The organism is Nocardia sp. NPDC003963, from assembly GCF_053605105.1.
Genome location: NZ_JBSGIP010000032.1, coordinates 43819 through 66481 on the forward strand (window position 1 = coordinate 43819; position 22663 = coordinate 66481).

Here is a 22663-nt window from a genome sequence, read left to right on the forward strand (position 1 = left end):
ACACTCACCGCTGTCCGATCACGTCGAGGCCGAAGGCGAGAGCGAGGTTCTCCGGCCGCAGGGCCTCCTCGGGAGCACCGTGGACGAGTACGCGCCGCATCAGCAGTACGGCTTCGTCGGCGAGGCCGGGCAGCGCGTGCAGATCGTGGGTGGAGATCAGCACGGTCGCACCGTCGGCGGCGAGGTCTTTCAGCAGGCGGGTGATCGTCGCCTCGGACCTCTTGTCCACTCCGGCGAACGGCTCGTCGAGCAGTAGGATCCGGGCATCCTGCGCGATACCGCGCGCCACGAACGCGCGTTTACGCTGACCACCGGAGAGCCGCCCGATCTGGCGGTCGGCGAGATCGGCCAGTTCCACCCGGTCCAGTGCCTCGTCCACCGCGGCCCGGTCGGCCCGGCTCGCGCGCCGGGTGAATCCCATCCGCCCGTAGCGGCCGGTGGTCACCACATCGCGTACCGACAGCGGGAACGACCAGTCCACGGCCTCGTTCTGCGGGACATAGCCGAGCACACCGGCGCGGCGCGCCGCCACCGGTTCGGCGCCGCCGATCCGGACCGTGCCCCGATCCGGGGTGATCATCCCCATCAGGGTTTTGAACAGGGTCGATTTCCCGGACCCGTTCATCCCGATGAGCGCGCAGACGCGGCCGGCGTCCACCCTCAGCCGGACCTCGTCGAGCGCCTGCACTTCGCCGTAGTAGACGGTGACACCGTCGACATCTATCGCGGGGACTGTCATGACCTGCTCCCGGTGAGTGCTGCGGCTATGGTCTCGGCGTCGTGCCGGATCAGGTCCAGATAGGTCGGTACCGGGCCGTCGGCGGCCGATAACGAGTCCACGTAGAGCACTCCACCGAATCGTGCCCCGGTGGCCTCGACCACGCGCCGCATCGGAGCGTCGGAAACGGTGGATTCGCAGAACACCGCCGGGACATCGTGGTCACGAACATATTCGATCACCCCGGTGATCTGCTGCGGCGTGGCCTGCTGTTCGGCGTTGACCGGCCAGAGGTAGTACTCCGAGAGCCCGGCGTCTCGGGCGAGGTAGGAGAAGGCACCTTCGCAGGTGACCAGCGCGCGCTGTCGGCGCGGCAGCGTGGCGAGATCGGCGACGAGTTCGTCGTGGACCTGCTGCAACTGCTGTTTGTAGGTTTCCCCGTTGGCCCGGAAGGCCGCCGCGTGCTCGGGGACCAGCCGGGAGAAGGCGGTCACGATGTTGTCCACATAGGTCCGCACGTTGAGCGGCGACATCCAGGCGTGCGGATTGGGCTTTCCGGCGTAGGCGTCGGAGGTGATCGGTACCGAGGCGACCCCCTCGCTGACCGTGACGTGCTCGGCGTCGAGATCGGCGACGAACTGGCCGAACCAGGCCTCCAGGTTCATCCCGTTGTCCAGGATGAGGTCGGCTTTTGCGGCCCGCTTGATATCGCCCGGAGTGGGCTCGTAGCCGTGGATCTCGGCGCCCGGTTTGGTGAGCGACTGGACTTCGAGGTATTCACCCGCGACGTTCGAGGCGATATCGGCCAGCACGGTGAAGGTGGTGGCGACGACCGGCTCGCCGGTGCGCGGCAGGTGGAACGTATCGCAGGCGGTGAGTACGACGGTGAGGCCGCAGGCCGCGAGCACGGCGGCGATCCGGGGAAACACCTGCATTCCGAACCACCGCCTTCCACTCGGAATGGTAAGTTCGGCTACCCGAATTATCAAGTTCGTGTGACGGAATACAAACGGCCGGTAGCACAAAACCGCTCCCGTGCCGGGCACGGGAGCGGTTCGGTCGGCGAGGGTCGCGCTCAGCGCGCGAACAGCAACGCCCGCTTGACCTCCTGGATCGCCTTGGTGACCTCGATACCACGCGGGCAGGCATCCGTGCAGTTGAAGGTGGTGCGGCAGCGCCACACACCGTCGACCTCGTTGAGGATGTCCAGACGTTCCCGGGCGGCCTCGTCCCGGCTGTCGAAGATGAAGCGGTGCGCGTTCACGATCGCGGCCGGGCCGAAGTAGCTGCCGTCGGTCCAGTACACCGGGCACGATGTGGTGCAGCAGGCGCACAGGATGCATTTGGTGGTGTCGTCGAAGCGCGCGCGGTCGGCCTGGCTCTGGATCCGCTCGTAGGTCGGCTCGTTCCCGGAGGTGATCAGGTACGGCTTCACCGCCCGGAACGCGTCGAAGAACGGTTCCATATCCACGATCAGGTCCTTCTCGACCGGCAGACCGCGGATGGGTTCGACGGTGATGGTGACCGGCTTGCCGTTCTTCGGCAGCATATCCTTCATCAGGACCTTGCAGGCCAGCCGGTTCACGCCGTTGATCCGCATCGCGTCGGACCCGCACACACCGTGCGCGCAGGAGCGCCGGAAGGTGAGCGTGCCGTCCAGATAGGACTTGATGTAGATGAGGATGTTCAGGAACCGGTCCGTCGACAGCGCGGGCACCTGGAACGACTCCCAGCGCTGCCCCTCGCCGTCTTCGGGGTTGAACCGCGCCACCTTGACGGTGATCATGGTCGAGCCCTCGGGGACCGGCGCCGGGTTCGTGGCCGTCGGATTCTCGGCTACAGCGGTCATCAGTACTTACGCTCCATCGGCTCGTAACGGGTCTGCACCACCGGCTTGAAGTCGAGGCGGATATCGGAGAGGAGATCCGCGCCCTCCTTGTAGGCCATCGTGTGCCGCATGAAGTTCACGTCGTCGCGGTCCGGGTAGTCCTCGCGCGCGTGCCCGCCACGCGACTCCTTGCGGTTGAGCGCCCCGACCACCGTGACTTCGGCCAGCTCCAGCAGGAAGCCGAGCTCGACGGCCTCGAGCAGATCGCTGTTGTAGCGTTTGCCCTTGTCCTGCACCGTGATCCGGGCGTAGCGCTCCTTGAGCGCGTGGATATCGGTGAGGGCCTGCTTGAGGGTGTCCTCGGTGCGGAAGACCGACGCGTTGTTGTCCATCGACCGCTGCAGTTCGGTGCGGATATCGGCGACCCGCTCGTTGCCGTGATCGGACAGGATCAGCGCCAGCCAGTCCTGCACCATCTGCGCCGGCTGCTCCGGCATCTCGACGAACTCGGCGCGGTGCGCGTATTCCGCGGCGGCGATACCCGCGCGGCGGCCGAATACGTTGATATCGAGCAGCGAGTTGGTGCCGAGGCGGTTCGCGCCGTGCACCGAGACGCAGGCGCATTCGCCCGCGGCGTAGAGACCGGGGATGATGTCGGTGTTGTTCTTCAGCACCTCGCCCTCGATCCGGGTGGGGATACCGCCCATCACGTAGTGGCAGGTGGGGAACACCGGCACCAGTTCCTTCACCGGATCCACACCGAGGTAGGTACGGGCGAACTCGGTGATATCGGGCAGCTTCTCCTCGAGCACATCCTCACCGAGGTGGGTCACGTCGATGTAGACGTAATCCTTGTTCGGTCCGGCACCGCGACCCTCGAGCACCTCGAGCACCATGGAGCGAGCGACGATATCGCGCGGCGCGAGGTCCTTGATGGTGGGCGCGTAACGCTCCATGAACCGCTCGCCGTCGGCATTGCGCAGAATGCCACCTTCGCCGCGGACCGCCTCGGAGATCAGGATGCCCAGACCGGCCAGGCCCGTCGGATGGAACTGGTGGAATTCCATATCCTCGAGCGGGAGCCCCTTGCGGAACACGATCGCCATACCGTCACCGGTGAGCGTGTGCGCGTTGGAGGTGGTCTTGTACATCCGGCCCGAACCACCGGTCGCGAAGACGATCGACTTGGCGTGGAAGACGTGCAGTTCGCCGGTGGCCAGCTCGTAGGCGACCACACCGGTGGCGACCTGGCCGCGATCGGTATCGGTCAGCACCAGGTCCAGCACATAGAACTCGTTGTAGAACTCGACGTCGTGCTTGACGCAGTTCTGGTACAGCGTCTGCAGGATCATGTGACCGGTGCGGTCGGCGGCGTAGCAGGCCCGCCGGACCGGGGCCTTGCCGTGGTCACGGGTGTGCCCGCCGAACCGGCGCTGGTCGATCTTGCCCTCGGGCGTGCGGTTGAACGGCAGACCCATCTTCTCCAGGTCCAGCACCGCGTCGATGGCCTCTTTGGCCATGATCTCCGCCGCGTCCTGATCGACCAGGTAGTCGCCACCCTTGACCGTGTCGAAGGTGTGCCACTCCCAGTTGTCCTCTTCGACGTTGGCCAGGGCCGCGCACATACCGCCCTGCGCCGCACCGGTATGGCTGCGGGTGGGGTACAGCTTGGTCAGCACCGCGGTCCGCGCCCGCGGGCCGGCCTCGATGGCCGCGCGCATACCCGCGCCACCGGCACCCACGATCACCACGTCGTAGCGGTGCTCCTGAACAGGTCGGGACTCGACGGATCCGCTGGTTCGTTCGCTGCTCTCACCTGCGGCGTCGGTTCGTTCGCTGCGCTCACTCATGCGAGGGGGCCCGTTCCTAACTGATGTTGGGGTCGAAGGTGAAGATGACGTAGGTGCCCACGCCCATGATCAGGATCATCGACAGCACCAGCAGCGTGTTGAGCCAGAACCGGGTCGAGTCCTTGCGCGAGTAGTCGGCGATCACGGTGCGCACGCCGTTACCGCCGTGCAGCTGCGCCAGCCAGAGCATGGCCAGATCCCAGATCTGCCAGAACGGGCTGGACCACCGACCGGCGACGAACGCGAAGTTCAGCCGCTTCACGCCGCCGTCGAGCAGCAGCATGATCGCCATATGACCGAGGACCAGCACGATGAGCGCGAGACCGGAGAACCGCATGAACAGCCACGCGTACTTCTCGAAGTTCCCGCTGGCGTGCGAACGCGGGGAGCGGGGCAGGTCCAGGCTCGCCGGACGGTCGTGGGATTTACCGAGAACAGGTGCGGACATGGCTCAGTGCTCCGTCAACAGTAGGTAGAACATGCGGCCGATGGAGGGCACCAGGAGCACGACCACGAGCCCGATGATTCCCCAGAGCATCTGCTTCTGATAGCGGGGACCGTTGGACCAGAAGTCCACCAGGATCACCCGCACCCCGTTGAGCGCGTGGAACAGCACACAGAAGACCAGGCCCATCTCCATGAGCGCGACGATCGGCGTCTTGTAGATCTCGATCGCTTCGTCGTACATCTGCGGGCTGACCCGTACCAGCGCGGTGTCCAGGACGTGCACGAAGAGGAAGAAGAAAACCGTGACACCGGTGATCCGGTGCAGGGCCCAGGACCACATTCCGGGGTCGCCTCGGTACAGCGTTTTGCGCTTCGGCTGAGCCGGAGCTTCTATCGTGGCCATAGAGTTTCGGTGCCTCCAACATCGTTGATGGACCCGGTCGCAGATCCCGGCACCGGTGTGGCGGGCCGGGATTTCGGTGGCGTACCAACCCACGGCCGACAGGGGCCGACTCCGGGGCCGCTGTCGATGGGCTCGCCGCCGCCGAACCTGAACCGATCTGTTCTGGACTCTAATCCTCCGACAATCGGGGAACTAATTCGGCGTGCCGCGCGTTGCGCCCAGATCACACAGGTTAGGTTTACCTTTGTACGGCAATGGAGGCGTTCCGCGACGGGTTCGTCGCGCCTTCCATCACCTACTACCGGAACCCTTCCGCAACCTCGAATTGTTCCGCAAAACCTTGCTGCGCAGCGTATTTCACATCTCCACGCGGGCAGCACGCCCCGGCCCGCGATTTACCACACGCCCACGAACCCACAATGCCGATGTCGCCATTGCGCGCGGCGGCAATGTGCAAAATGTCTCAGTCCACGAGGGCAAGTTACTCAAGAGTAGCCGACAGATCGACTCCGGACGAAAGGCTATTCGGCAATATCCGGGAATTGCGCGGAGGCCACCGGTCGGAGGCGTCCTCCACGGACCGGGCCCAGCAGGATTCCGGGCCCACCGGCCGCCGGGCGCCCCGCGATCGGGCCGCCGTCAGCGGACCTCGGCGGGTCAGTCGCCTTCGTGGATCGACTCGACCCGCAACCGCACTGCTTCGTAGTTGAAAACGGTATCGACGATATCGCCGGGCACCCGCCCGAGCAGGCCCTGACTGGCCGGCGCGCTCTGCGGGTACTTGCCGACGGTGGGATCGGCCTCGTGATCGGGCACGATCCGGTACTCCATCCGCACCTCGACCGCACCGTCGATATCGAGCTTGGACAGCAGCAGTTTCGAATACACCATGACGATGAGGAACCTGGGAAGCGTCATTCGCACCTTCCTCGTGATGGGCCCCGGACCGGATGGCCGGGCACTGTATGTATCTCCGAGCGATACGACGTGTTTCACATCCGCCCGGAACGCGCGGTCGCGCAGCGGATCGTGCGCTGTCGCGCGGCGGACACGGTGATACGGCAGGCTGGGCCGGGACCCGATGGGTCGCCCACGGACGCGGGAGCGAGCTATGGCTATCGATTGGAATCTTCTTCGCACCAGCGCGCAGACCGCTATGCGACGCGCCTACGCCCCGTACTCGGATTTTCCGGTGGGGGCGGCCGGGTGGGACGGCGCCGCGGTCTCGCTCGGCTGCAATATCGAGAACGTCTCCTACGGACTGGGGCTGTGCGCCGAATGTGTGCTGGTCGGCAACCACAGATCGGCGGGCGGCGGGCGGCTGATCGCGGTCTCGGTCTGCGACTCCCGGGGCGAGATCCTGCTGCCCTGTGGCCGCTGCCGGCAGGTGCTCTACGAATTCGGCGGAAAGGAACTGCTGGTCGACCACCGGGACGGACCGGTCCCGCTGGGCCGGCTGCTGGCCGATGCCTTCGGACCCGACGACCTGGCAGCCGGGCGGAGCTGAGGGCTCGCTGCCGGACCGGATCCCGGCCGGCGGCTTACCGGGCCCTCCGGTGTGGCCGGGGGCGGCACCGTCGACATCGACAGCGGCGAAGCGCACCGGCCGGCACCCGGTGACCGCCGTCGTGGAATCCCGGGGCGACCGGACGGGTTGGTCCGGGTATGACAGTTCCCCTCTCCGTTCTCGACCTGGCCGCGGTCGCCGCCGACGGATCGCATCGGCAGGCCCTCGCCGACACCCTCACCGTCGCCCGGGAGGCCGAACGACTGGGGTACCGCCGCTTCTGGGTGGCCGAGCACCACGGCATGCCGGGTATCGCCAGTTCGGCGCCGCCGGTGCTGATCGCCGCGGTGGCCGCGGCGACCGAACGGATCCGGGTGGGCTCCGGCGGTGTGATGCTGCCCAACCATTCCTCGCTGGTGGTCGCCGAACAATTCGGCACCCTGGTGGCGCTCTACGGCGACCGCGTCGACCTGGGGCTGGGGCGCGCGGCGGGTACCGATCCGCTCATCTCGGCGACCATCCGGCGCGGCGCCGCGGCCGAAGCGGTGGAGGATTTCCCCAAGCAGGTGGTGGAACTGCTCGCCTACTTCGGGACGATTCCGCCGTTGCGCGGCGGACAGGGCGACCGCATCCAGGCGGTGCCCGGTAAAGGCGACTCTCCCGAGATGTGGCTGCTCGGTTCCAGTGACTTCAGTGCCCGGCTGGCCGCCATGATGGGGTTGCCGTTCGCCTTCGCCCATCATTTCGCCGGTGGACGCAACACCCCGCTGGTCTTCGACCTGTATCGCAGCGAGTTCCGGCCCTCCGAGGTGCTCAGCGAACCGCATTCGATGCTGGCCGTGGCGACCGTGGTCGCCGATTCCGCGGCCGAGGCCCGCCGGCGGACCCTGCCGCAGAGCCTGGTCCAGCTGCGAATGCGCACCGGGCAACTGCCCCAGCGGATACCGACGCTGGCCGAAGCGGAGGAGTACGCGTGGTCGGACGCGGAGAACGCGTTCGTCGACGACCGCAATGCCGATCAGGCGATCGGCACCCGCGACGAGGTCCGCGACCGGCTCGACGTCCTCGCGAAGGACACCGGCGCGGACGAGATCATCGTCACCCCGACCGGCCCCACCGTGGCACACCGCCTCGAAACCCTGCGCGCCCTCCAGGAGTGACACCGCGCCCGCCACACTCCGGCGGCGTACCGCCCACGCTGCCAGACTGAGGGCGTGACGGCATACGACGCGGTATCGATCATCGGAGCCAAACGCGACGGGGAGGAACTGTCCGACGCGCAGATCGACTGGGCCCTCGCCGCGTTCACCCGCGGCGAGATGGCCGACGAGCAGATGGCGGCGCTGGCCATGGCGATCGTGCTGCGCGGGATGAACCGCCGCGAGACCGCGCGCTGGACCGAGGCGATGATCCGCTCGGGCCGGCGGCTGGATTTCACCGATCTCACCCGGCCGACGGTGGACAAACATTCCACCGGCGGTGTGGGTGACAAGATCACTCTGGCGCTGACTCCCCTGGTGGCGGCCTGCGGGGCGGCGGTCCCGCAGCTGTCCGGGCGCGGCCTGGGCTATACCGGCGGCACCCTGGACAAACTCGAGGCGATCCCCGGCTGGCTGGCCGATATCGGGCCGGACCGGATGCGCGAGATCCTCACCGATCCGGCCGCCGGGTGTGTGGTCTGCGCGGCCGGTGCCGACCTGGCCCCCGCCGACAAACGGCTCTACGCGCTGCGCGACACCACCGGCACCGTCGAATCCATTCCGCTGATCGCCGCGTCGATCATGAGCAAGAAGATCGCCGAGGGCACCGCCGCCCTGGTGCTCGATGTGAAGGTCGGTTCGGGCGCGTTCATGCGCACCCGCGAGGAGGCCCGCGCACTGGCCACCACGATGGTCGAACTCGGCGCCGACGCCGGGGTCGACACCGTGGCCCTGCTCACCGCGATGGACACTCCGCTCGGCCGCACCGCGGGTAACGCGCTCGAAGTCGCCGAGGCCGTGGAGGTGCTCGCGGGCGGCGGACCGTCCGATGTCGTGGAGCTCACGATGGTCCTGGCACGGGAGATGGTCGCGCTGGCGGGTCTGGATATCGACCCGGCCGGAGCACTGGCCGACGGCCGGGCCATGGACCACTGGCGAGCGATGATCCGCGCCCAGGGCGGAGACCCCGCCGCACCGCTGCCCACCGCCGCCCATACCGAAACCCTGTCCGCCCCGTCCTCCGGCATCCTGACCCGCCTCGACGCGCGCGGGGTCGGTATCGCAGCCTGGCGGCTGGGTGCCGGGCGCGCCCGCCAGGGTGATCCCGTCCAGGCCGGCGCCGGGATCCGATGGCACGCCGGACCGGGCGAACGGGTCACCGCCGGGCAACCGCTGCTCACCCTGCACACCGACACCCCGGAAACCTTTCCCCGCGCGTTCGATGCCCTGGCCGAAACGATCACCGTCGAGGCGGAATCCGGTGCCGGTGCCGGAGCCGGCCGCGGGCCGTTGATCCTCGACCGGATCCCGTCCGTTCGCCACAGCGATCACCGCTGGTCGCCACACCGGTATGCCGGGCATCCGCCTGCCCGCTCGGGTCTCGGTACCGCGCATCCGCATCCGCATCCGGCCGCTGACCACCCGGGTAATTCGGAGTGAGCAGCAGCCGAAGAGGTGGAACATTTCCGGGCGTCCGGCTGACCGGCGCGACATTCGGCGATACCGTCGGTACATGACCGGACCATTGCCGCTGGACCTCGCAACGCTGCGCCGGGCACCGAAGGCGCTGCTGCACGACCACCTGGACGGTGGTCTGCGGCCCGCCACAGTGCTCGAACTGGCCGCGGACTGCGGTTACGACCTACCCGCGCAGGATGCGGAATCGCTGGCGCACTGGTTCCGGGACGCGGCCGACAGCGGTTCGCTGGAACGCTACCTGGAGACCTTCACCCATACCGTCGCGGTGATGCAGACCCCCGCGGGGTTGCACCGGGTGGCCCGCGAATGTGCCGAGGATCTGGCCGCCGACGGTGTGGTCTATGCCGAGGTGCGGTTCGCGCCCGAACAGCACCTCGAACAGGATCTGACCCTGGACGAGGTGGTCGAGCACGTTCTGGCCGGATTCGCCGCGGGCGAGGCGGCGGCCGCCGCGGCCGGGCAGCCCATCGTGGTGCGCTGCCTGCTGACCGCCATGCGGCACGCGGCGCGGTCCCGCGAGATCGCGGAGCTCGCGATCCGTTTCCGCGACCGGGGTGTCTGCGGTTTCGATATCGCGGGCGCGGAGGCCGGCTACCCGCCCACCCGGCATCTGGACGCGTTCGAGTACATGCGGGTCAACAACGCGCATTTCACGATCCACGCGGGTGAGGCGTTCGGTCTGCCGTCGATCCACGAGGCGCTGGCGTTCTGCGGCTGCGACCGGCTCGGCCACGGGGTCCGCATCGTCGACGATATCGAGGTACCGGGCGCGGTCGGGGATGCCCGGCTCGGCCGGCTGGCGGCCTATGTGCGCGATACCCGGGTTCCGCTGGAGTTGTGCCCGTCGTCGAATGTCCAGACCGGCGCGGTCCCCTCGCTGGACAAGCATCCGTTCGACCTGCTGGCGCGCCTGCGCTTCCGGGTGACGGTGAACACCGACAACCGGCTCATGAGCGATACCACCATGAGCCGGGAGATGCTGAAACTGCACCAGACCTTCGGTTACGGCTGGAGCGATCTGGAACGTTTCACCATCAACGCGATGAAGTCGGCGTTCATCCCGTTCCCGGAGCGGCTGCGCATCATCGACGACATCATCAAACCGGGATACGCGGTACTCCTGGGCTGAACCGCGGGCGCCCCTCGAATACCGGACGGTACGAAAACCACTGGTGGGAGCCTGTGGCGTACATCTCCGGTGCGGGGATTCGAGGCCTACCTCCGCATTCGCTCCGGCCGTGCGCGGCTATGGGCGGCCGTCGCCGACAGCGCCATCGATGCGCACCTCCGCGTTCCCTCCCGCCCGGCGCGGCTGTGGGCGGCCGGGGCCGGCGGTGCCCTTTAAGCTCGGCGTCGATATGTACAACAGGCAGCAGAACCAGCGCACCGCCCGACTGCTCGGCTCGGTGCTCTCCGCCGTGATTCTCGCGGCCGGACCGATCGTCGTATGCGGGCCCGCGGCAGCGCAGCCCGCACCACCCACCACCACCCCGTTCACCACACCGGTCACCGATACGTGCCCGCACAAAACGCAGCCACCACCGGCGATCGATGCCTCCGAGGTCCCGGAACCGGGCGAACCAGCGCCGGAACCACTGTCGGTCCCCGATTCTCCCGTCGGCGGAAAGCGGCTCGGCGAATGCGGTGTGGTCCTGCCCACCGGCGCCCCCGCGCTGCCGGCCGATATCTCCGCGACCGCCTGGATGGTGTCGGATCTGGACACCGGAGCGGTCCTCGCAACCAAGGACCCGCACGGCCGGTACCGCCCGGCCAGCACCATCAAAGTTCTCTTGTCGATCGTCGCGCTGCGCACCCTGGACCTGGACGAGGTCGTCGTGGGCACCCAGGCCGACGCCGATGTCGAGGGCACCAGAGTCGGCATCGGACCGGGCGGCCGCTACAGCAACCGGCAGTTGCTGCACGCCCTGGTGATGGCCTCCGGTAACGATGCCGCGCACGCGCTGGCCGCTCAGATGGGCGGCGACGCGGTCGCGGTGGCGAAGATGAACGATCTCGCGAAATCGCTGCACGCCGCCGACACCCGCGCGGCCACGCCGTCCGGACTGGACGGACCCGGGATGAGCACCTCGGCCTACGATCTGTCGCTACTGTTCCGGGAGGCCATGTCGATCCCGCTGTTCGCGGAGATGATCGGTACCGAGCAGTTCGACTTCCCCGGATTTCCGGCCGATCCGAAAATTCCCGGCGACCAGGACCACCCCGGGTTCCCGATCGCCAACGACAACGGTCTGCTCTACAACTATCCCGGCGCCCTCGGCGGGAAGACCGGCTACACCGACGACGCCCGCCAGACCTTCGTCGCGGCCGCCCAGCGCGATGGCCGCCGGCTGGCGGTCACGCTGCTCCAGGCCGATGTCCTGCCGATCCGCCCCTGGGAGCAGGCCGCGCGCTTGCTCGACTACGGATTCGCACTCGATCGGAACGCGCAGGTCGGGGATATCCCCGGGGACGACGGCGAATCCGTGCTCAGCGCACCGGGGTTGGCGGCACCACCGGAGAACGCGATCGCCTACTCCGCGCAGGGACCGGGTGCCGGCGGTGAATTCGACGAGCTGTGGATGCTGCTCATGGTCGGCGGCCTGATCCTGGTACCCATCCTGCTGCTCGGTACCTGGCACGTCCGCACCCGCAGGCACTGACGGCAGTTACCGATCGGCGCCCGGGCCCCGCGGGGCCCGGGCGCGCCCCGGATCACACCGGTGCGAAGAAATCACCGGCCCGCTTACGGACTTCGGTGCACCGGAAATCCAGTTCGTCGGCACTGTCGGCGACCACGAACACCAGGCCGAGCGCCACCGAATCCATCATGGACCCGGTCGGCGGATAAGTCCGGCCCGGCACGGCTCCCATCCGGACCTCCTGTACGCCGGGAAGTCCCGCCAGTTCGGCCTCGGCGCCGCCGAGGTACTCGGCTTGCCGATCGATACTCAGCAGCACCAGTGCACCGTGCCGGGAGAGCGCGTATCCCGTCCCGCGTCCCGCGTCCGGCACCGGCAGCCCGAAGAGTTCGGCGATGTATTCGCATTCGCGGTGGATCTGCGAACTACCGGTGAGCAGATGGGTATGCCGCGGATGACCGATACCGTGCGCGCGCGCACCGAAATCGATCAACCGGGGTCCCACGGGGCCGGACATGATCTCCATATGCGCCGGACCCACTCGTACGCCCAGAGCATCGAGCACCCGGTGCGCGTAGCCGGCCAGCTCCTCCACCACCGGGTCGTCGTGTCCGAGCCACCGGCCTCGTTCGTAGACGAAATCCCCGGTGGCCGAAACCCATTTGTCGTACACGCTGACGCAGACGAGTTCGTGCCCCGCCGGAGTGGAGAAGGTGTCCACGGCGTATTCCACCCGCGGAGCCGGATACATTTCCTGGATCAGGGCCGCCGAGGTACCGCCGAACAGGCCGGCACCGTCGGTGATCGCCGATACCGCGGCGGTCAGCTCAGCGGGTGTCGCCACCAACCGGACGCCGACCGAGGCGGCGCCCCGGGCCGGCTTGACCACGAGTTTCCGGCCCGCGCGCAGATCCGCGACCGCCTCTGCGGGCACGGCATCCCGACCAGAAGGGACAGCGCGAGTGGTGAGTGTAGGCACCCCGGCCGCCGCCAAGGCCTCGAACATGTACTGCTTATCCCATCTTCGCATCGGCAGAAGCGTCTCGCCGGTGGGACAGCCCGGAATATCGGTACGTAAGCGTTCGGCCAATTCCACACCCGGCTCGGACCCGGCGACGACGTATCCCACCGACCGCTCGGCACATATGTCCAGCAGCAGATCGTAGGAATTTCCGAGATCGGCGGCGAAATCCAGAGCGCCCGGTGTGGGCACAGTGCGGAATTCCGAGACCAGCGCATGATCGGTATCCAAGAGAATTGTTTCGATTCCGTACCGCTCGAGCACGCTGGGATACAGTTTTCCCGAACTCACCGGGTCGACGATCAATACCGAACTATTCGACACGAACCGAACTCCTGTCCTTGGACATTCCTGCTACTACCGCCACCGCACCCGCGGCGAACGAGATCTGGACGACGAGCGTCCAGTACAGCGCACTGTCGTGCAGTACCCCGAAGGCTCCGATACCCGGCCCCACCGCGAAACCGAGAGACTGCGCCGCCGACAGATATCCCTGATATCTCGGGTTTTCCGAAGGCGTCGAGATATCGGCTATCGAGGCGCTCGCCCGTGGCATGAAGACCGCCTCACCCAGCGAGAAGAGCACGAATCCGGTAATACATACGGTCCAGCTGGAGCCGGCACCGCAGACGGCGAGCCCGAGACCGGTGACGAATATCCCCAGACCGAGTGCGTAATTCCATTTCAGTCGGGCCGTCAGAGTGCTGATCGGTAGCTCCAAGAAGATGATGAAGAGGGAATTGACGACCAGCAGCACACCGTAGAGTCGGCCGCCGTCGGATATCTTCTCGACCGAAAGCGGAATTCCGCTCGTACTCTGCGCGTACACCGCCATCGCGGTGCCGAATACCACAACCAAGGCCCATAGTCGCGAGATCCGGGAGGGATCGTCCGGGGTCGCCGCGTCGAGATCGGAAACGAGCGGTGGCCCGGATACCGTCCGTTCCCGGACCGCCGCGAGAGCCTCGGCGGCACGGAGCCTGGCCCGTTCGGAGAACAGAAAGGCGGCGGTGGCCAGCGATCCGAGCGCGGACAGCGAGAAGAGCAGGGGGAAATTGTCCGCTCCCACCGCGGTGACCATGATCGGAGCGACGGTGACACCACTGCTGAGGAAAATCCTGTGAAAGGCAACCACCGTGACGGTATTGCCCGCGTAACTCGATCCGGTCACCAGCGCGGCCGCCGGGCCCGAGAACGACTGCGTCACCGCCACGCTCAGCGAAGCGAGCACGATCGCGGGCACCGGATCCGTCGAAGAGATGCCGAGCAGGTACAGCAGCGGGACATTGAGCAGGGACCCGGCGATCAGTACATCGGTGGAACCGAAGCGGGCGGCGAACCGACCACCGGCGACCGACCCCAGTACACCGGCGAAACCACCCGCGAACAATGCCAGGCCGAGCTCCCGGGCACCGAGCCCCATGGATTGGTAGAAGACGGTGGCGAAGAGGGCCAGAAAACCGACCGACCTACTCAGAAAGGTGGTGATGGAAACAATCCACACTTCCGCGGGAAAGGCCGGCGGTTTCCGCTTACCGGCTAGCGCGACGGCCAACGGACGACCTGCCTCGAATCCGCCGGTCGTACCGCCTCTGGTACAGGATGTGGGGTCGGCGCCTCGGAATCCACCGGGTCCTCCTCTGCTCGGCAGCATTCCAAATGTTCTGCGCCCCGGTGAGTTTCCGGAACGGGCTGCCTGGAAACGGACGATAAGCCAAACGTCTTTCCGGAACATCCGTCATCCGAAGCGAAATATCCGCATTCAGGACACGTAAGTAGCTGTCCGTGAAGTACTCGAGCGTCGCCGCGGCGGCATTATGTCCGAATCGACACCGTCGAGGCACGGAATGGATACCGCCGTACTCCCCTGTGTCGCTTGCCCGCCGCCCGCAGTTCGATTTCGGGCGCGAGGTGAAATATGACCGAACAGCCGATGATCACGCGAGTACCGCGCACCCCCGGAAGCCCGGGCGCACTGCCGTCTTCAGCCGCGCCGACGGCGGCGCAGCCGGGCGACGCCCAGCGTGGCGAGCGCACCCGCACCGAACAACGCGACACCACCGAAGAACCCCGGCCGCCCACTGTCCATCCGCGGCCGGATCAGGGCGGGACCGGGCACCGGCACCGAGGTCAGCTGTTCGTTCTCCCGGGCGGTCGCCGCCCAGGCGGTGGCGAACAGGATGATCCGGTAGACCACATAGCTGAACACCATGATGCCGATGATCGAGCCGAAGGCGGCCCCGGCCGGGCTGTTCAGCACCGCCCGCATATAGAACCCGGCGAGGTTCTTGAACACCTCGAACCCCACCGCCGCCAAGGCCGCTGCCTTCAGGGCGCTGCGCAGGGTGACCGGTTCACGCGGCAGGCGGGCGATGATCCAGGCGAACAGGGCCCAGGAGGCCACCATGGCGAGCAGCGTGGACAGCAGCCACAGCAGCCAGCGCACCCCCGGCATCTCGTCGAGTCCGATCGCCTCGAGCAGCTGCACCCCGATCCGGCTCGACGCCACCGCCGACAGGCCCAGCGACACCACCAGTGCCACGAAGAGCCCGAGCAGCGCACCCAGATCCGAGACCTTGGTCCGCAGCCAGTTGTCCTCCTCCGACGGCTGCTCCCACTGTTCGGTGAGCGCCTTGCGCAGATTCGCCATCCAGCCGAGCCCCGAATACAACCCGGTGAGCAGACCCAGGACACCGACCGTCCCGCGCGAGCGCACCGCCTGATCGATCAGATCGTTGAGCTGGTCGCCCATTTCGCCGGGGATGTTCTCGACGACCTTCTCCTGGATTTCACCCAGCAGTTCGGAATTACCCGCGAGCACGAAACCCGCGATGGCGAAAGCGATCATCAGCAGCGGGAACAGCGACAGCACGGTGAAATAGGTGATACCCGCCGCGTAGTAGTCGCCGCGCTGGCTCTGATATCTACCGGCCGCGCGCACCAGATGGTCGAGCCACGGCCGCTGTCCGATCATTCGTCCGACGGCGGCCTTGCCCTTGTCGATCACCTGCACTGTTCGCGCCCCTCATCGCCACGCGCACGGCCGGTCGACCGGTATCAGCGAGCCAGGAAGCCGACCCGGTCGTAAACCTGTGCGAGAGTGTTGCCGGCGATCTCGCGCGCACGCTCGGCACCGATGGCGAGTATGCGGTCGAGTTCACCCTGATCCGCCATGTACTCTTCCACTTTCGCACGCAAAGGCGTGACAAATTCGACCAGTGCGTCGGCGACGTCGACTTTCAGATCACCGTAGCCGCGCCCGGCGTAATCCTTCTCCAGGGTCACGATCGGCGTCTCGGTGAGCGCCGACAGGATCACCAGCAGATTGCTGACCCCCGGCTTGTGCTCGGTGTCGTAGCGGATCTCGCGCTCGGTATCGGTCACCGCCGAACGCACCTTCTTCGCCGTGATCTTGGGGTCGTCGAGCAGGTTGATCAGGCCCGCGTCCGAACTCGCGGATTTGCTCATCTTCGCGGTGGGATCCTGCAGGTCGTAGATCTTCGCGGTGCCCTTGACGATATGGGCCTCCGGGACGACGAAGGTCTTCTTGAACCGGGTGTTGAACCGCTGGGCCAGGTTGCGGGTGAGCTCGAGATGCTGGCGCTGGTCCTCCCCCACCGGCACCTGATGCGCCCGGTAGAGCAGGATATCGGCCGCCATCAGCACCGGATAGGTGAACAGGCCGACGGTGGTGTTGTCGGCACCCTGCTTCACCGACTTGTCCTTGAACTGGGTCATCCGGCTCGCCTCGCCGAACCCGGTGATACAGCTCAGCACCCAGGTCAGTTCGGCGTGCTCGGGCACCTGCGACTGCACGAACAGTGTCGAGCGCTGCGGGTCGATCCCCAGCGCCAGCAGCTGCGCCGCCGCCACCAGGGTGCGCCGGCGCAGCTCCTCGGGATCCTGCGTCACCGTGATCGCGTGCATATTCGGGATGAAGTACAGCGCGTCGTAGTCGTCCTGCATATTCACCCAGTACTGGAGAGCACCGAGGTAGTTCCCGAGATGGAACGAGGCACTGGTCGGCTGGATACCGGAGAGCACCCGCTGTTTACGTTCCCCGGCGGCCGGGGTCTGCGCAGGACTGGACATGCCCCGATCTTCGCATGTGGATCAAGGCGAATTACGCTCCGCCCGCTGTATCCATCGCACACGATCGAGGGCCCCGCGTCGTTACGCTGCGCTTCCGCCTCCGGGCCGGACTCGCCCGCGCGGACGCGGATCGATCCCGGGCATACTGCGCTTCCCCTCCCGGGCCAGCCGCTGCTCCTGCTTCGTGATCAGCCGGTACACCGGCGCGCTCGGCCCGTTCAACGCCGTTTTCACCGGCCGCGGCACCAGTACCGACGGCACACTGTGCGCATTGCGTACCGATCGCGCCAGCCCGCGGTAGGCGAGCTCGTCGGTCCGCTTCCACTCGATCCCGTACATATCGCGGATCCGCCCGGGCAGACTGCCCTGTACCAGCAGGTAGTACGCCGAACTCACCTGCCGGCCCGGCGCCCGCTGCGGATAGGGCACCTCGTGCCCGCAGAGATAGTTGCCCACCATGCGCGCCTCGTCGGTCAGGAACATCTCGTCGGAGGCCAGATAGCTGTCGAAATAGGCCCGGAACGCGCGGTAGTCGGCGGGTGCGGCGGTACGCGGCATCCCGAACAGCTCACCCCAGCGCACATAGTCCTGATACAGGTCCTCGCGTTCGGTATCGCTGAGTCGCCGGACCAGCAGGTCGTACATGACCTCCGCGGATTCGAAGGTGAACGCCATGGTCATGAAGCTCAGATGCGGATCGTAGGCGGAATAGGCCGTCCCCGCCGGATGATGCGCGCCCGCGTCCTCCGGTAGCCGGCCCCGCACCTGCGCGTGCTTCTTCCCGGTGAACTCGAGCGCCCGGTCGGCCTCTTCCCGGGTGCCGAAGAACACGGCCTCGAAGAGTTTCCCGGTGAGCGCGAGCCGGGTGTAGGGGGTGTCGCGATGCTCGGTCGATTCGGCGGTCCCCACGTAGAGCAGCGGGTTGACCGCGCCGATCACCAGCGCCCGCAATCCGTAGGTGAGGCCGACGGCGCGTTTGCGCATCACCCGCCGGATCATCGAATCGTCGGAGAAGTATCCCGTGTCCACAGCCATCTCAATCCTCCGGTCCAGCTCCGCATCGAGCCCCGAAACCATCTGGCAATAGAATCCACCAGTTTCGGAATTCCGGCAAGGCCAGCAGCCAAAATCCCTCGGGAGGGGTCGGCCGCAGATACCGAGCGGCATCGAGCGGTCGCCCGCGCCCACTTGCTGATCGCCCACTCGCAACCAGAGACATGTACTAGCATAGGTACATGTCTCTCAAGAGAACGAACGTTTATGCCGACCCCGACGACCTCGCCATCATCAAAGAGGCCGCCGCCCGGCAAGGAGTTTCCGAAGCCGAGATCATCCGCGAGGCCATTCATCGGACCGCGCAGAAGATGCGCGTCTGGAGCGAGCCTCTGGACTTTCCAGCGTTCGACGGCCCTGGTACGCCTGCCGATAAAGCCGATGTGAGCCGCGCGGTCACCGACGGAACACGCCGCCGGTGATCGTTATCGCCGACACTTCGGGCATCATCGCGACAGCCGATCGCAACGCCGCGGAGCACACCGACTGTCGTCGCCATCTCGAACGAGCCGGCCTTGTGGTGATCTCGCAACTTGTACTCACCGAGGTCGATCATCTGGCGAAGCAGAGGTTCGGCCGCACGGCCCGCAATACGTTGATGGACTTCCTGTTCGCGCAGGTTGATCGGATGCGTTTCACCATCCCGGAGGCACGGCTGGAAACCATGACCGCGGCTCGAGCCGTAGAGCGGCGATACCAGGATCTGGAGCTGGACCTGGCCGATGCGGTGAATGTGGCACTTGCCGCCGAATACGACACGGACGCCGTACTGACGCTGGATCGGCGCGATTTCCGCGCGATGCGGCCGCTCACCGGGTACAGCTATTTCCGTCTCCTACCCGACGACGGTAATCCGATCCGGCAATAGAGCCACGGGCACTCCGAACTGCTTCGCCGACCACCGTGGCGGCGTCCTCGATCGTATCCGGGTCGCCACACTGCGCGGCTACGAAGGCCGCCCCGTACGCAGCCCCGCCCAGCGCCTGCGATCATCGAGGGATGGCAGCGCAGCGCACCTATGGCGGCTTGTCCGCGGAGGAACGGCGAGTACAGCGACGGTCCGCGCTCCTGGACGCGGCGCTGGAGATCATCGGCACCCAGGGCCTGGACAAGCTCACCGTATCCGGGATGTGCTCGGAAGCCGGACTCAACGAGCGCTACTACTACGAGAGTTTCAGCAGCCGCGACGACGTGCTCACCGCGCTGATCGACGGTATCGCCGAAGAGCTGGTGGTCGCGATCGCGGCGGCCCTGCAGAACGCCGGTGCCGATTCCCGGGCCAAGGCGCACGCCGCCATCACCGCCGGTATCCACCTGCTCACCGACGACCCCCGCAAAACCGAGGTCACCATGGTCGCCGCCATGGCCACCCCGCAGTTACGGGCCCGCACCACCGAGACGATCCGGGTCTTCGCCCGGCTGGTCGCCAGCGAGGGGATCGAGTTCTACGGGGTCACCGATCCGGCGCCGGATCCGGTGATCGATTTCCGCGCCACCTACCTGGTGGGTGGGCTGGTGCAGACACTGACCGGCTGGGTACGCGGTGATCTGCCGATCGGCCGGGACGAACTCATCGACTACACGACGGACGTCTTCGTCCTGCTGGGTGAGGATTTCGCGCACCGCGGCGACTGAACCCGCCACGGTGCCGCGCTCAGATATGGAGGGGAACCGCGGACAGACCCTGCGGCGATCCCTGCAGCACGACTCGGAAAGCAACGTCGCGCGACGGCCAGAAGTCCGCGCATTCCCGGATCACCGAGGCGAACCAGGCCCGTTCCGCAGGCTCGTCGGCAAGAAGCTGATCCGCGTCACGGACGGCCAGCACGTAGCCTTCGGCGTCGCCGAGTGAGTCGTCGATACTCAGCAGGCACTCGTCGAACGAATCCTTGTTCGGCCGGAAGTAGTACGGGAACTGCAGTGCCGCGGCGAACTCGTCGAACAACGCCGCCACCGTGCGCATCCGGCTGCCCCGGACCTCGCGCACCCGGTACCCGGCGGGCACGCCGTAACGCACCCTGCTGAACTCGGCGGCGTCCACGTTCACCGACCCCACCGCCGGCGGCGGGCCGACGGCAGTGAGCTGTTCGCGGGACGGGAGGGCCAGGAATTCTGTCAACGGCAGCGGCTCGGCCATCAGCGCATCCTGGTGAAGCTGTCGTAATGGTCGCCGGTGTACCAGGCCGAACCGTCGCTACCGGTGACAATGCGTTCGGCATCGCGGGACTGCCCCTGCTTCTTCGGGTTCACATCCCACTCCTGATATTTCACGGCCTTGCCCGCGGAATCCGTCGCGGGCAGGCGGCCCTCCCGGTTCCCGAACGAGATACCGCCCTTCGTCCCCGGTGCGTTCGCCGAATCGGGCCAGCGGCCCGCATCGATCTCCGCGAGGGTCGTATAGGCACGGTCGGGCACCCCGGCCACCTTCGACGCCACCGGGGCATCGGTCGCCCCGGACCCGGCGGGCGCGGGCTTCGCACCGGCCGGCGCGGAGGTCACGGTGGTGCCGGACAGCGACGCCGCGGCCGGTGACCCGCTGTCGTCCCCGCCCTGGGTGCTGAGCAGGGCGACCACGATCGCCACCACCACCGCGCCCACCGCGGAGAGGACCTTCAGAACTTTCGCACGCACGACTACCCCTTCATCGATACTGGACCGTCACCGGAGCATGGTCGGACCAGCGCTCCGCGTAGGTCGCGGCACGTTCGACCACCGCCTGCTTCGCCCGTTCGGCGGCTTCCGGCGTCGCCAGCTGATAATCGATCCGCCAGCCGGTGTCGTTGTCGAACGCGCGCCCACGATACGACCACCAGCTGAACGGGCCGTCACCCTCCGGGTGAAGTTCCCGGACGACATCGACGTATCCGGCGGCCAGCTGCCGGTCCAGCCAGGCCCGCTCGGCCGGTAGGAAACCGGATTTCTTCAGATTTCCCTTCCAGTTCTTCAGATCTCGTTCGGTGTGCGCGATGTTCCAGTCACCGGCGATCACGAAAGATCCGGTGCGGGTGGACATCCGGGCGGCGAGTTCGTCGAGGAACCGGTACTTCTCATCCTGCCGGGGCGTATCCGCTTCTCCCGTATGGACGTACACACTCGCGACGGTGACCTCGTCGAATTCGACCTCGATATAGCGGCCGGTGGCCGCGAATTCGCTGTCCGGTTCCACCCCGACCCGAACCGACCGCATCGGCCGCCGCGACAGCACCCCGACACCCGCCCGCCCCTTCGAACCGGGTTCGGCGTGCGCGAGCACCCACCCCTGATCCAGCGCGGGAGCGAGCGCGACGGCGATCTGGGCGTCGTCGGCCCGCGTTTCCTGCAGACAGACGATATCGGCCTCGGTCCGGGACAACCAGGCCAGCAGCCCCTTGCCGGCGGCGGCCCGGACCCCGTTGACATTGACAGTGGAAAGGATGTACGGCACCGAACGACCGTACAATGACAGGTCACCGCTACTTGCCAGGAAGGGGTGACGACATCGATGTCAGGCACCTCCGCTACCCCGTCACCGGAACCGGTCAGGGCACTGCACCTGGGATCGGGCGCCCCGCTCCTGCTGCTGCACGGTTTCCTGCTCTCCCCGCACTGCTGGGAGCAGACTGCGACCCGCCTGGCCGCCCGCTGCGAGGTCTTCGCCCCCGCGCTGGCCGGGCACTGGGGCGGCCCGGAGTTCACCGACGGCGACTACACGGTGCAGCGTATCGCCGACCGGGTCGAAGCCCAGCTCGACGACCTCGGCTGGCGGACCTGCCATATCGCCGGTAATTCGCTCGGCGGCTGGGTGGGTTTCGAACTGGCCCGGCGCGGCCGGGCCCGCACACTCACCGCCGTCGCCCCGGCCGGCGGCTGGCGTACCCCGTCGACGGCGCAGATCTACGCGGCCGCCAAGTTCGTCGCCCTCACCCCGCTCATCGAGATCGGTACGAAGCTGGGTGATTTCCCGGCCGAGAGCCGGGTGGTCCGGCGCGCGGCCGCCCACCTGCTGGTCCGGAACCCCGGGGATGTCCCTCGCGCCGATATCGCGACGCAGATCCGGGCGGCGCTGCACTGTCCGGCACTGCGACCATTGATCGCGGCCACGCTGCGCGGCCCGGGCCTGGCCGATGTATCCGAGCTGACCACTCCGGTCCGGCTGATCCTCGCCGATTCGGACCGGATCCTGCCCGCACATACCTACGGCCGCCGATTCCTGCGGGAACTGCCGGAATCGGCGGACCGGATCATGATGCGGCGGGCGGGCCATGTGCCGATGCTCGAAACCCCCGAGCGGGTGGCGAACCTCATCGCCGAGCACATCTACGCCAGCCGCGACCACCTGCGCGCTGTGTAATCGGCGGCGCCTCCGGCACCGCGGGGTCGAGGCCCCCTGATGTCCCGCCGTTCAGGCCTCGAGACTCGAGCCTTCGGCTCATGCGCTTTCGAGGCCT

General features: G+C 67.1%; 24 protein-coding genes. 9 read left to right on the top strand and 15 right to left on the bottom strand.

Annotated elements, in window-relative coordinates:
- Positions 1 to 4 precede the first annotated feature (4 nt).
- The 7 genes from ACWEWT_RS29800 to ACWEWT_RS29830 all read right to left on the bottom strand — a co-directional run bounded on the left by ACWEWT_RS29800 (position 5) and on the right by ACWEWT_RS29830 (position 6164).
- Positions 5 to 739, bottom strand: a complete 735-nt coding sequence (locus ACWEWT_RS29800) for a metal ABC transporter ATP-binding protein (protein WP_452563934.1) — start codon at positions 737 to 739, stop codon at positions 5 to 7.
- The gene (locus tag ACWEWT_RS29805; RefSeq protein ID WP_452563936.1) at positions 736 to 1653 is read right to left on the bottom strand and encodes a metal ABC transporter substrate-binding protein; all 918 of its coding nucleotides are present in this window, start codon (positions 1651 to 1653) and stop codon (positions 736 to 738) included. Before ACWEWT_RS29805 ends, ACWEWT_RS29800 begins: the two co-directional genes overlap by 4 nt.
- 140 nt (positions 1654 to 1793) lie before the next feature.
- Positions 1794 to 2567: a succinate dehydrogenase iron-sulfur subunit gene (locus tag ACWEWT_RS29810; protein ID WP_452563938.1), complete on the bottom strand. Its 774-nt coding sequence runs from the start codon at positions 2565 to 2567 to the stop codon at positions 1794 to 1796.
- Positions 2567 to 4396, bottom strand: a complete 1830-nt coding sequence (gene sdhA / locus ACWEWT_RS29815; RefSeq protein ID WP_452563940.1) for a succinate dehydrogenase flavoprotein subunit — start codon at positions 4394 to 4396, stop codon at positions 2567 to 2569. Before sdhA ends, ACWEWT_RS29810 begins: the two co-directional genes overlap by 1 nt.
- Before the next feature lie 16 nt (positions 4397 to 4412).
- Positions 4413 to 4844, bottom strand: a complete 432-nt coding sequence (locus tag ACWEWT_RS29820) for a succinate dehydrogenase hydrophobic membrane anchor subunit (RefSeq protein ID WP_452563941.1) — start codon at positions 4842 to 4844, stop codon at positions 4413 to 4415.
- Positions 4845 to 4847: 3 nt separating this feature from the next.
- On the bottom strand, positions 4848 to 5246 hold the full coding sequence (sdhC, locus tag ACWEWT_RS29825; protein ID WP_452563942.1) for a succinate dehydrogenase, cytochrome b556 subunit: 399 nt from the start codon (positions 5244 to 5246) through the stop codon (positions 4848 to 4850).
- A 657-nt stretch (positions 5247 to 5903) separates the two neighbouring features.
- Positions 5904 to 6164, bottom strand: coding sequence for a hypothetical protein (locus tag ACWEWT_RS29830; RefSeq protein ID WP_452563944.1), 261 nt, complete (start codon positions 6162 to 6164; stop codon positions 5904 to 5906).
- 193 nt (positions 6165 to 6357) lie between these two features.
- Between ACWEWT_RS29830 and ACWEWT_RS29835 the strand changes: the two genes are divergently transcribed.
- The 5 genes from ACWEWT_RS29835 (at position 6358) to ACWEWT_RS29855 (ending at position 12091) form a co-directional block, all read left to right on the top strand.
- On the top strand, positions 6358 to 6753 hold the full coding sequence (locus ACWEWT_RS29835) for a cytidine deaminase (protein ID WP_452563946.1): 396 nt from the start codon (positions 6358 to 6360) through the stop codon (positions 6751 to 6753).
- A gap of 158 nt (positions 6754 to 6911) precedes the next feature.
- Entirely contained in the window at positions 6912 to 7913 is a 1002-nt protein-coding gene (locus tag ACWEWT_RS29840) for an LLM class flavin-dependent oxidoreductase (RefSeq protein WP_452563947.1), read from the top strand.
- A gap of 54 nt (positions 7914 to 7967) precedes the next feature.
- A complete protein-coding gene (locus ACWEWT_RS29845; RefSeq protein WP_452563949.1) occupies positions 7968 to 9392 on the top strand; it encodes a thymidine phosphorylase in 1425 nt (474 codons plus the stop codon).
- Between the two features lie 73 nt (positions 9393 to 9465).
- On the top strand, positions 9466 to 10560 hold the full coding sequence (locus ACWEWT_RS29850) for an adenosine deaminase (protein WP_452563951.1): 1095 nt from the start codon (positions 9466 to 9468) through the stop codon (positions 10558 to 10560).
- 229 nt (positions 10561 to 10789) lie between these two features.
- Positions 10790 to 12091, top strand: a complete 1302-nt coding sequence (locus ACWEWT_RS29855; protein WP_452563975.1) for a D-alanyl-D-alanine carboxypeptidase family protein — start codon at positions 10790 to 10792, stop codon at positions 12089 to 12091.
- 52 nt (positions 12092 to 12143) lie between these two features.
- Here the strand turns inward: ACWEWT_RS29855 and ACWEWT_RS29860 are convergent, their stop codons facing one another.
- The 5 genes from ACWEWT_RS29860 to ACWEWT_RS29880 form a co-directional block, all read right to left on the bottom strand.
- Positions 12144 to 13415, bottom strand: coding sequence for an ATP-grasp domain-containing protein (locus ACWEWT_RS29860; RefSeq protein WP_452563952.1), 1272 nt, complete (start codon positions 13413 to 13415; stop codon positions 12144 to 12146).
- Positions 13405 to 14646 carry an MFS transporter gene (locus ACWEWT_RS29865; RefSeq protein WP_452563953.1) on the bottom strand — a complete coding sequence of 414 codons (1242 nt, stop codon included), beginning with the start codon at positions 14644 to 14646 and terminating at the stop codon, positions 13405 to 13407. Before ACWEWT_RS29865 ends, ACWEWT_RS29860 begins: the two co-directional genes overlap by 11 nt.
- 429 nt (positions 14647 to 15075) lie before the next feature.
- Positions 15076 to 16104, bottom strand: a complete 1029-nt coding sequence (gene yhjD, locus ACWEWT_RS29870) for an inner membrane protein YhjD (protein WP_452563955.1) — start codon at positions 16102 to 16104, stop codon at positions 15076 to 15078.
- 44 nt (positions 16105 to 16148) lie between these two features.
- On the bottom strand, positions 16149 to 17183 hold the full coding sequence (trpS, locus tag ACWEWT_RS29875) for a tryptophan--tRNA ligase (RefSeq protein WP_452563957.1): 1035 nt from the start codon (positions 17181 to 17183) through the stop codon (positions 16149 to 16151).
- A gap of 81 nt (positions 17184 to 17264) precedes the next feature.
- A complete protein-coding gene (locus tag ACWEWT_RS29880) occupies positions 17265 to 18218 on the bottom strand; it encodes an oxygenase MpaB family protein (RefSeq protein ID WP_452563959.1) in 954 nt (317 codons plus the stop codon).
- Positions 18219 to 18418: 200 nt separating this feature from the next.
- On the opposite strand from ACWEWT_RS29880, the gene ACWEWT_RS29885 reads away from it, so the two are divergent.
- The 3 genes from ACWEWT_RS29885 (at position 18419) to ACWEWT_RS29895 (ending at position 19871) form a co-directional block, all read left to right on the top strand.
- Entirely contained in the window at positions 18419 to 18658 is a 240-nt protein-coding gene (locus ACWEWT_RS29885; RefSeq protein ID WP_452563961.1) for a ribbon-helix-helix domain-containing protein, read from the top strand.
- On the top strand, positions 18655 to 19104 hold the full coding sequence (locus ACWEWT_RS29890; RefSeq protein WP_452563962.1) for a type II toxin-antitoxin system VapC family toxin: 450 nt from the start codon (positions 18655 to 18657) through the stop codon (positions 19102 to 19104). Before ACWEWT_RS29885 ends, ACWEWT_RS29890 begins: the two co-directional genes overlap by 4 nt.
- 131 nt (positions 19105 to 19235) lie before the next feature.
- The gene (locus tag ACWEWT_RS29895) at positions 19236 to 19871 is read left to right on the top strand and encodes a TetR/AcrR family transcriptional regulator (protein ID WP_452563964.1); all 636 of its coding nucleotides are present in this window, start codon (positions 19236 to 19238) and stop codon (positions 19869 to 19871) included.
- A gap of 19 nt (positions 19872 to 19890) precedes the next feature.
- On the opposite strand, the gene ACWEWT_RS29900 is transcribed toward ACWEWT_RS29895, so the two are convergent.
- The 3 genes from ACWEWT_RS29900 to ACWEWT_RS29910 are packed head-to-tail and all read right to left on the bottom strand — an operon-like array spanning position 19891 to position 21660.
- Positions 19891 to 20373 carry a barstar family protein gene (locus ACWEWT_RS29900; RefSeq protein WP_452563965.1) on the bottom strand — a complete coding sequence of 161 codons (483 nt, stop codon included), beginning with the start codon at positions 20371 to 20373 and terminating at the stop codon, positions 19891 to 19893.
- Entirely contained in the window at positions 20373 to 20867 is a 495-nt protein-coding gene (locus tag ACWEWT_RS29905; RefSeq protein WP_452563966.1) for a ribonuclease domain-containing protein, read from the bottom strand. Before ACWEWT_RS29905 ends, ACWEWT_RS29900 begins: the two co-directional genes overlap by 1 nt.
- A gap of 10 nt (positions 20868 to 20877) precedes the next feature.
- The gene (locus ACWEWT_RS29910) at positions 20878 to 21660 is read right to left on the bottom strand and encodes an exodeoxyribonuclease III (RefSeq protein ID WP_452563968.1); all 783 of its coding nucleotides are present in this window, start codon (positions 21658 to 21660) and stop codon (positions 20878 to 20880) included.
- A gap of 57 nt (positions 21661 to 21717) precedes the next feature.
- Between ACWEWT_RS29910 and ACWEWT_RS29915 the strand changes: the two genes are divergently transcribed.
- Positions 21718 to 22566 (top strand): alpha/beta fold hydrolase, encoded by an 849-nt coding sequence (locus ACWEWT_RS29915; protein ID WP_452563970.1) that lies wholly within the window; start codon positions 21718 to 21720, stop codon positions 22564 to 22566.
- The last annotated feature ends 97 nt before the right edge of the window (positions 22567 to 22663 follow it).

Excerpts from the sequence above, each read along its gene's own strand:
- ACWEWT_RS29800 (WP_452563934.1), bottom strand. The coding sequence starts at position 739 with ATGACAGTCCCCGCGATAGATGTCGACGGTGTCACCGTCTACTACGGC.
- ACWEWT_RS29805 (WP_452563936.1), bottom strand. The coding sequence starts at position 1,653 with ATGCAGGTGTTTCCCCGGATCGCCGCCGTGCTCGCGGCCTGCGGCCTC.
- ACWEWT_RS29810 (WP_452563938.1), bottom strand. The coding sequence starts at position 2,567 with ATGACCGCTGTAGCCGAGAATCCGACGGCCACGAACCCGGCGCCGGTC.
- sdhA (WP_452563940.1), bottom strand. The coding sequence starts at position 4,396 with ATGAGTGAGCGCAGCGAACGAACCGACGCCGCAGGTGAGAGCAGCGAA.
- ACWEWT_RS29820 (WP_452563941.1), bottom strand. The coding sequence starts at position 4,844 with ATGTCCGCACCTGTTCTCGGTAAATCCCACGACCGTCCGGCGAGCCTG.
- sdhC (WP_452563942.1), bottom strand. The coding sequence starts at position 5,246 with ATGGCCACGATAGAAGCTCCGGCTCAGCCGAAGCGCAAAACGCTGTAC.
- ACWEWT_RS29830 (WP_452563944.1), bottom strand. The coding sequence starts at position 6,164 with ATGACGCTTCCCAGGTTCCTCATCGTCATGGTGTATTCGAAACTGCTG.
- ACWEWT_RS29835 (WP_452563946.1), top strand. The coding sequence starts at position 6,358 with ATGGCTATCGATTGGAATCTTCTTCGCACCAGCGCGCAGACCGCTATG.
- ACWEWT_RS29840 (WP_452563947.1), top strand. The coding sequence starts at position 6,912 with ATGACAGTTCCCCTCTCCGTTCTCGACCTGGCCGCGGTCGCCGCCGAC.
- ACWEWT_RS29850 (WP_452563951.1), top strand. The coding sequence starts at position 9,466 with ATGACCGGACCATTGCCGCTGGACCTCGCAACGCTGCGCCGGGCACCG.
- ACWEWT_RS29855 (WP_452563975.1), top strand. The coding sequence starts at position 10,790 with ATGTACAACAGGCAGCAGAACCAGCGCACCGCCCGACTGCTCGGCTCG.
- trpS (WP_452563957.1), bottom strand. The coding sequence starts at position 17,183 with ATGTCCAGTCCTGCGCAGACCCCGGCCGCCGGGGAACGTAAACAGCGG.
- ACWEWT_RS29880 (WP_452563959.1), bottom strand. The coding sequence starts at position 18,218 with ATGGCTGTGGACACGGGATACTTCTCCGACGATTCGATGATCCGGCGG.
- ACWEWT_RS29885 (WP_452563961.1), top strand. The coding sequence starts at position 18,419 with ATGTCTCTCAAGAGAACGAACGTTTATGCCGACCCCGACGACCTCGCC.
- ACWEWT_RS29895 (WP_452563964.1), top strand. The coding sequence starts at position 19,236 with ATGGCAGCGCAGCGCACCTATGGCGGCTTGTCCGCGGAGGAACGGCGA.
- ACWEWT_RS29900 (WP_452563965.1), bottom strand. The coding sequence starts at position 20,373 with ATGGCCGAGCCGCTGCCGTTGACAGAATTCCTGGCCCTCCCGTCCCGC.
- ACWEWT_RS29915 (WP_452563970.1), top strand. The coding sequence starts at position 21,718 with ATGTCAGGCACCTCCGCTACCCCGTCACCGGAACCGGTCAGGGCACTG.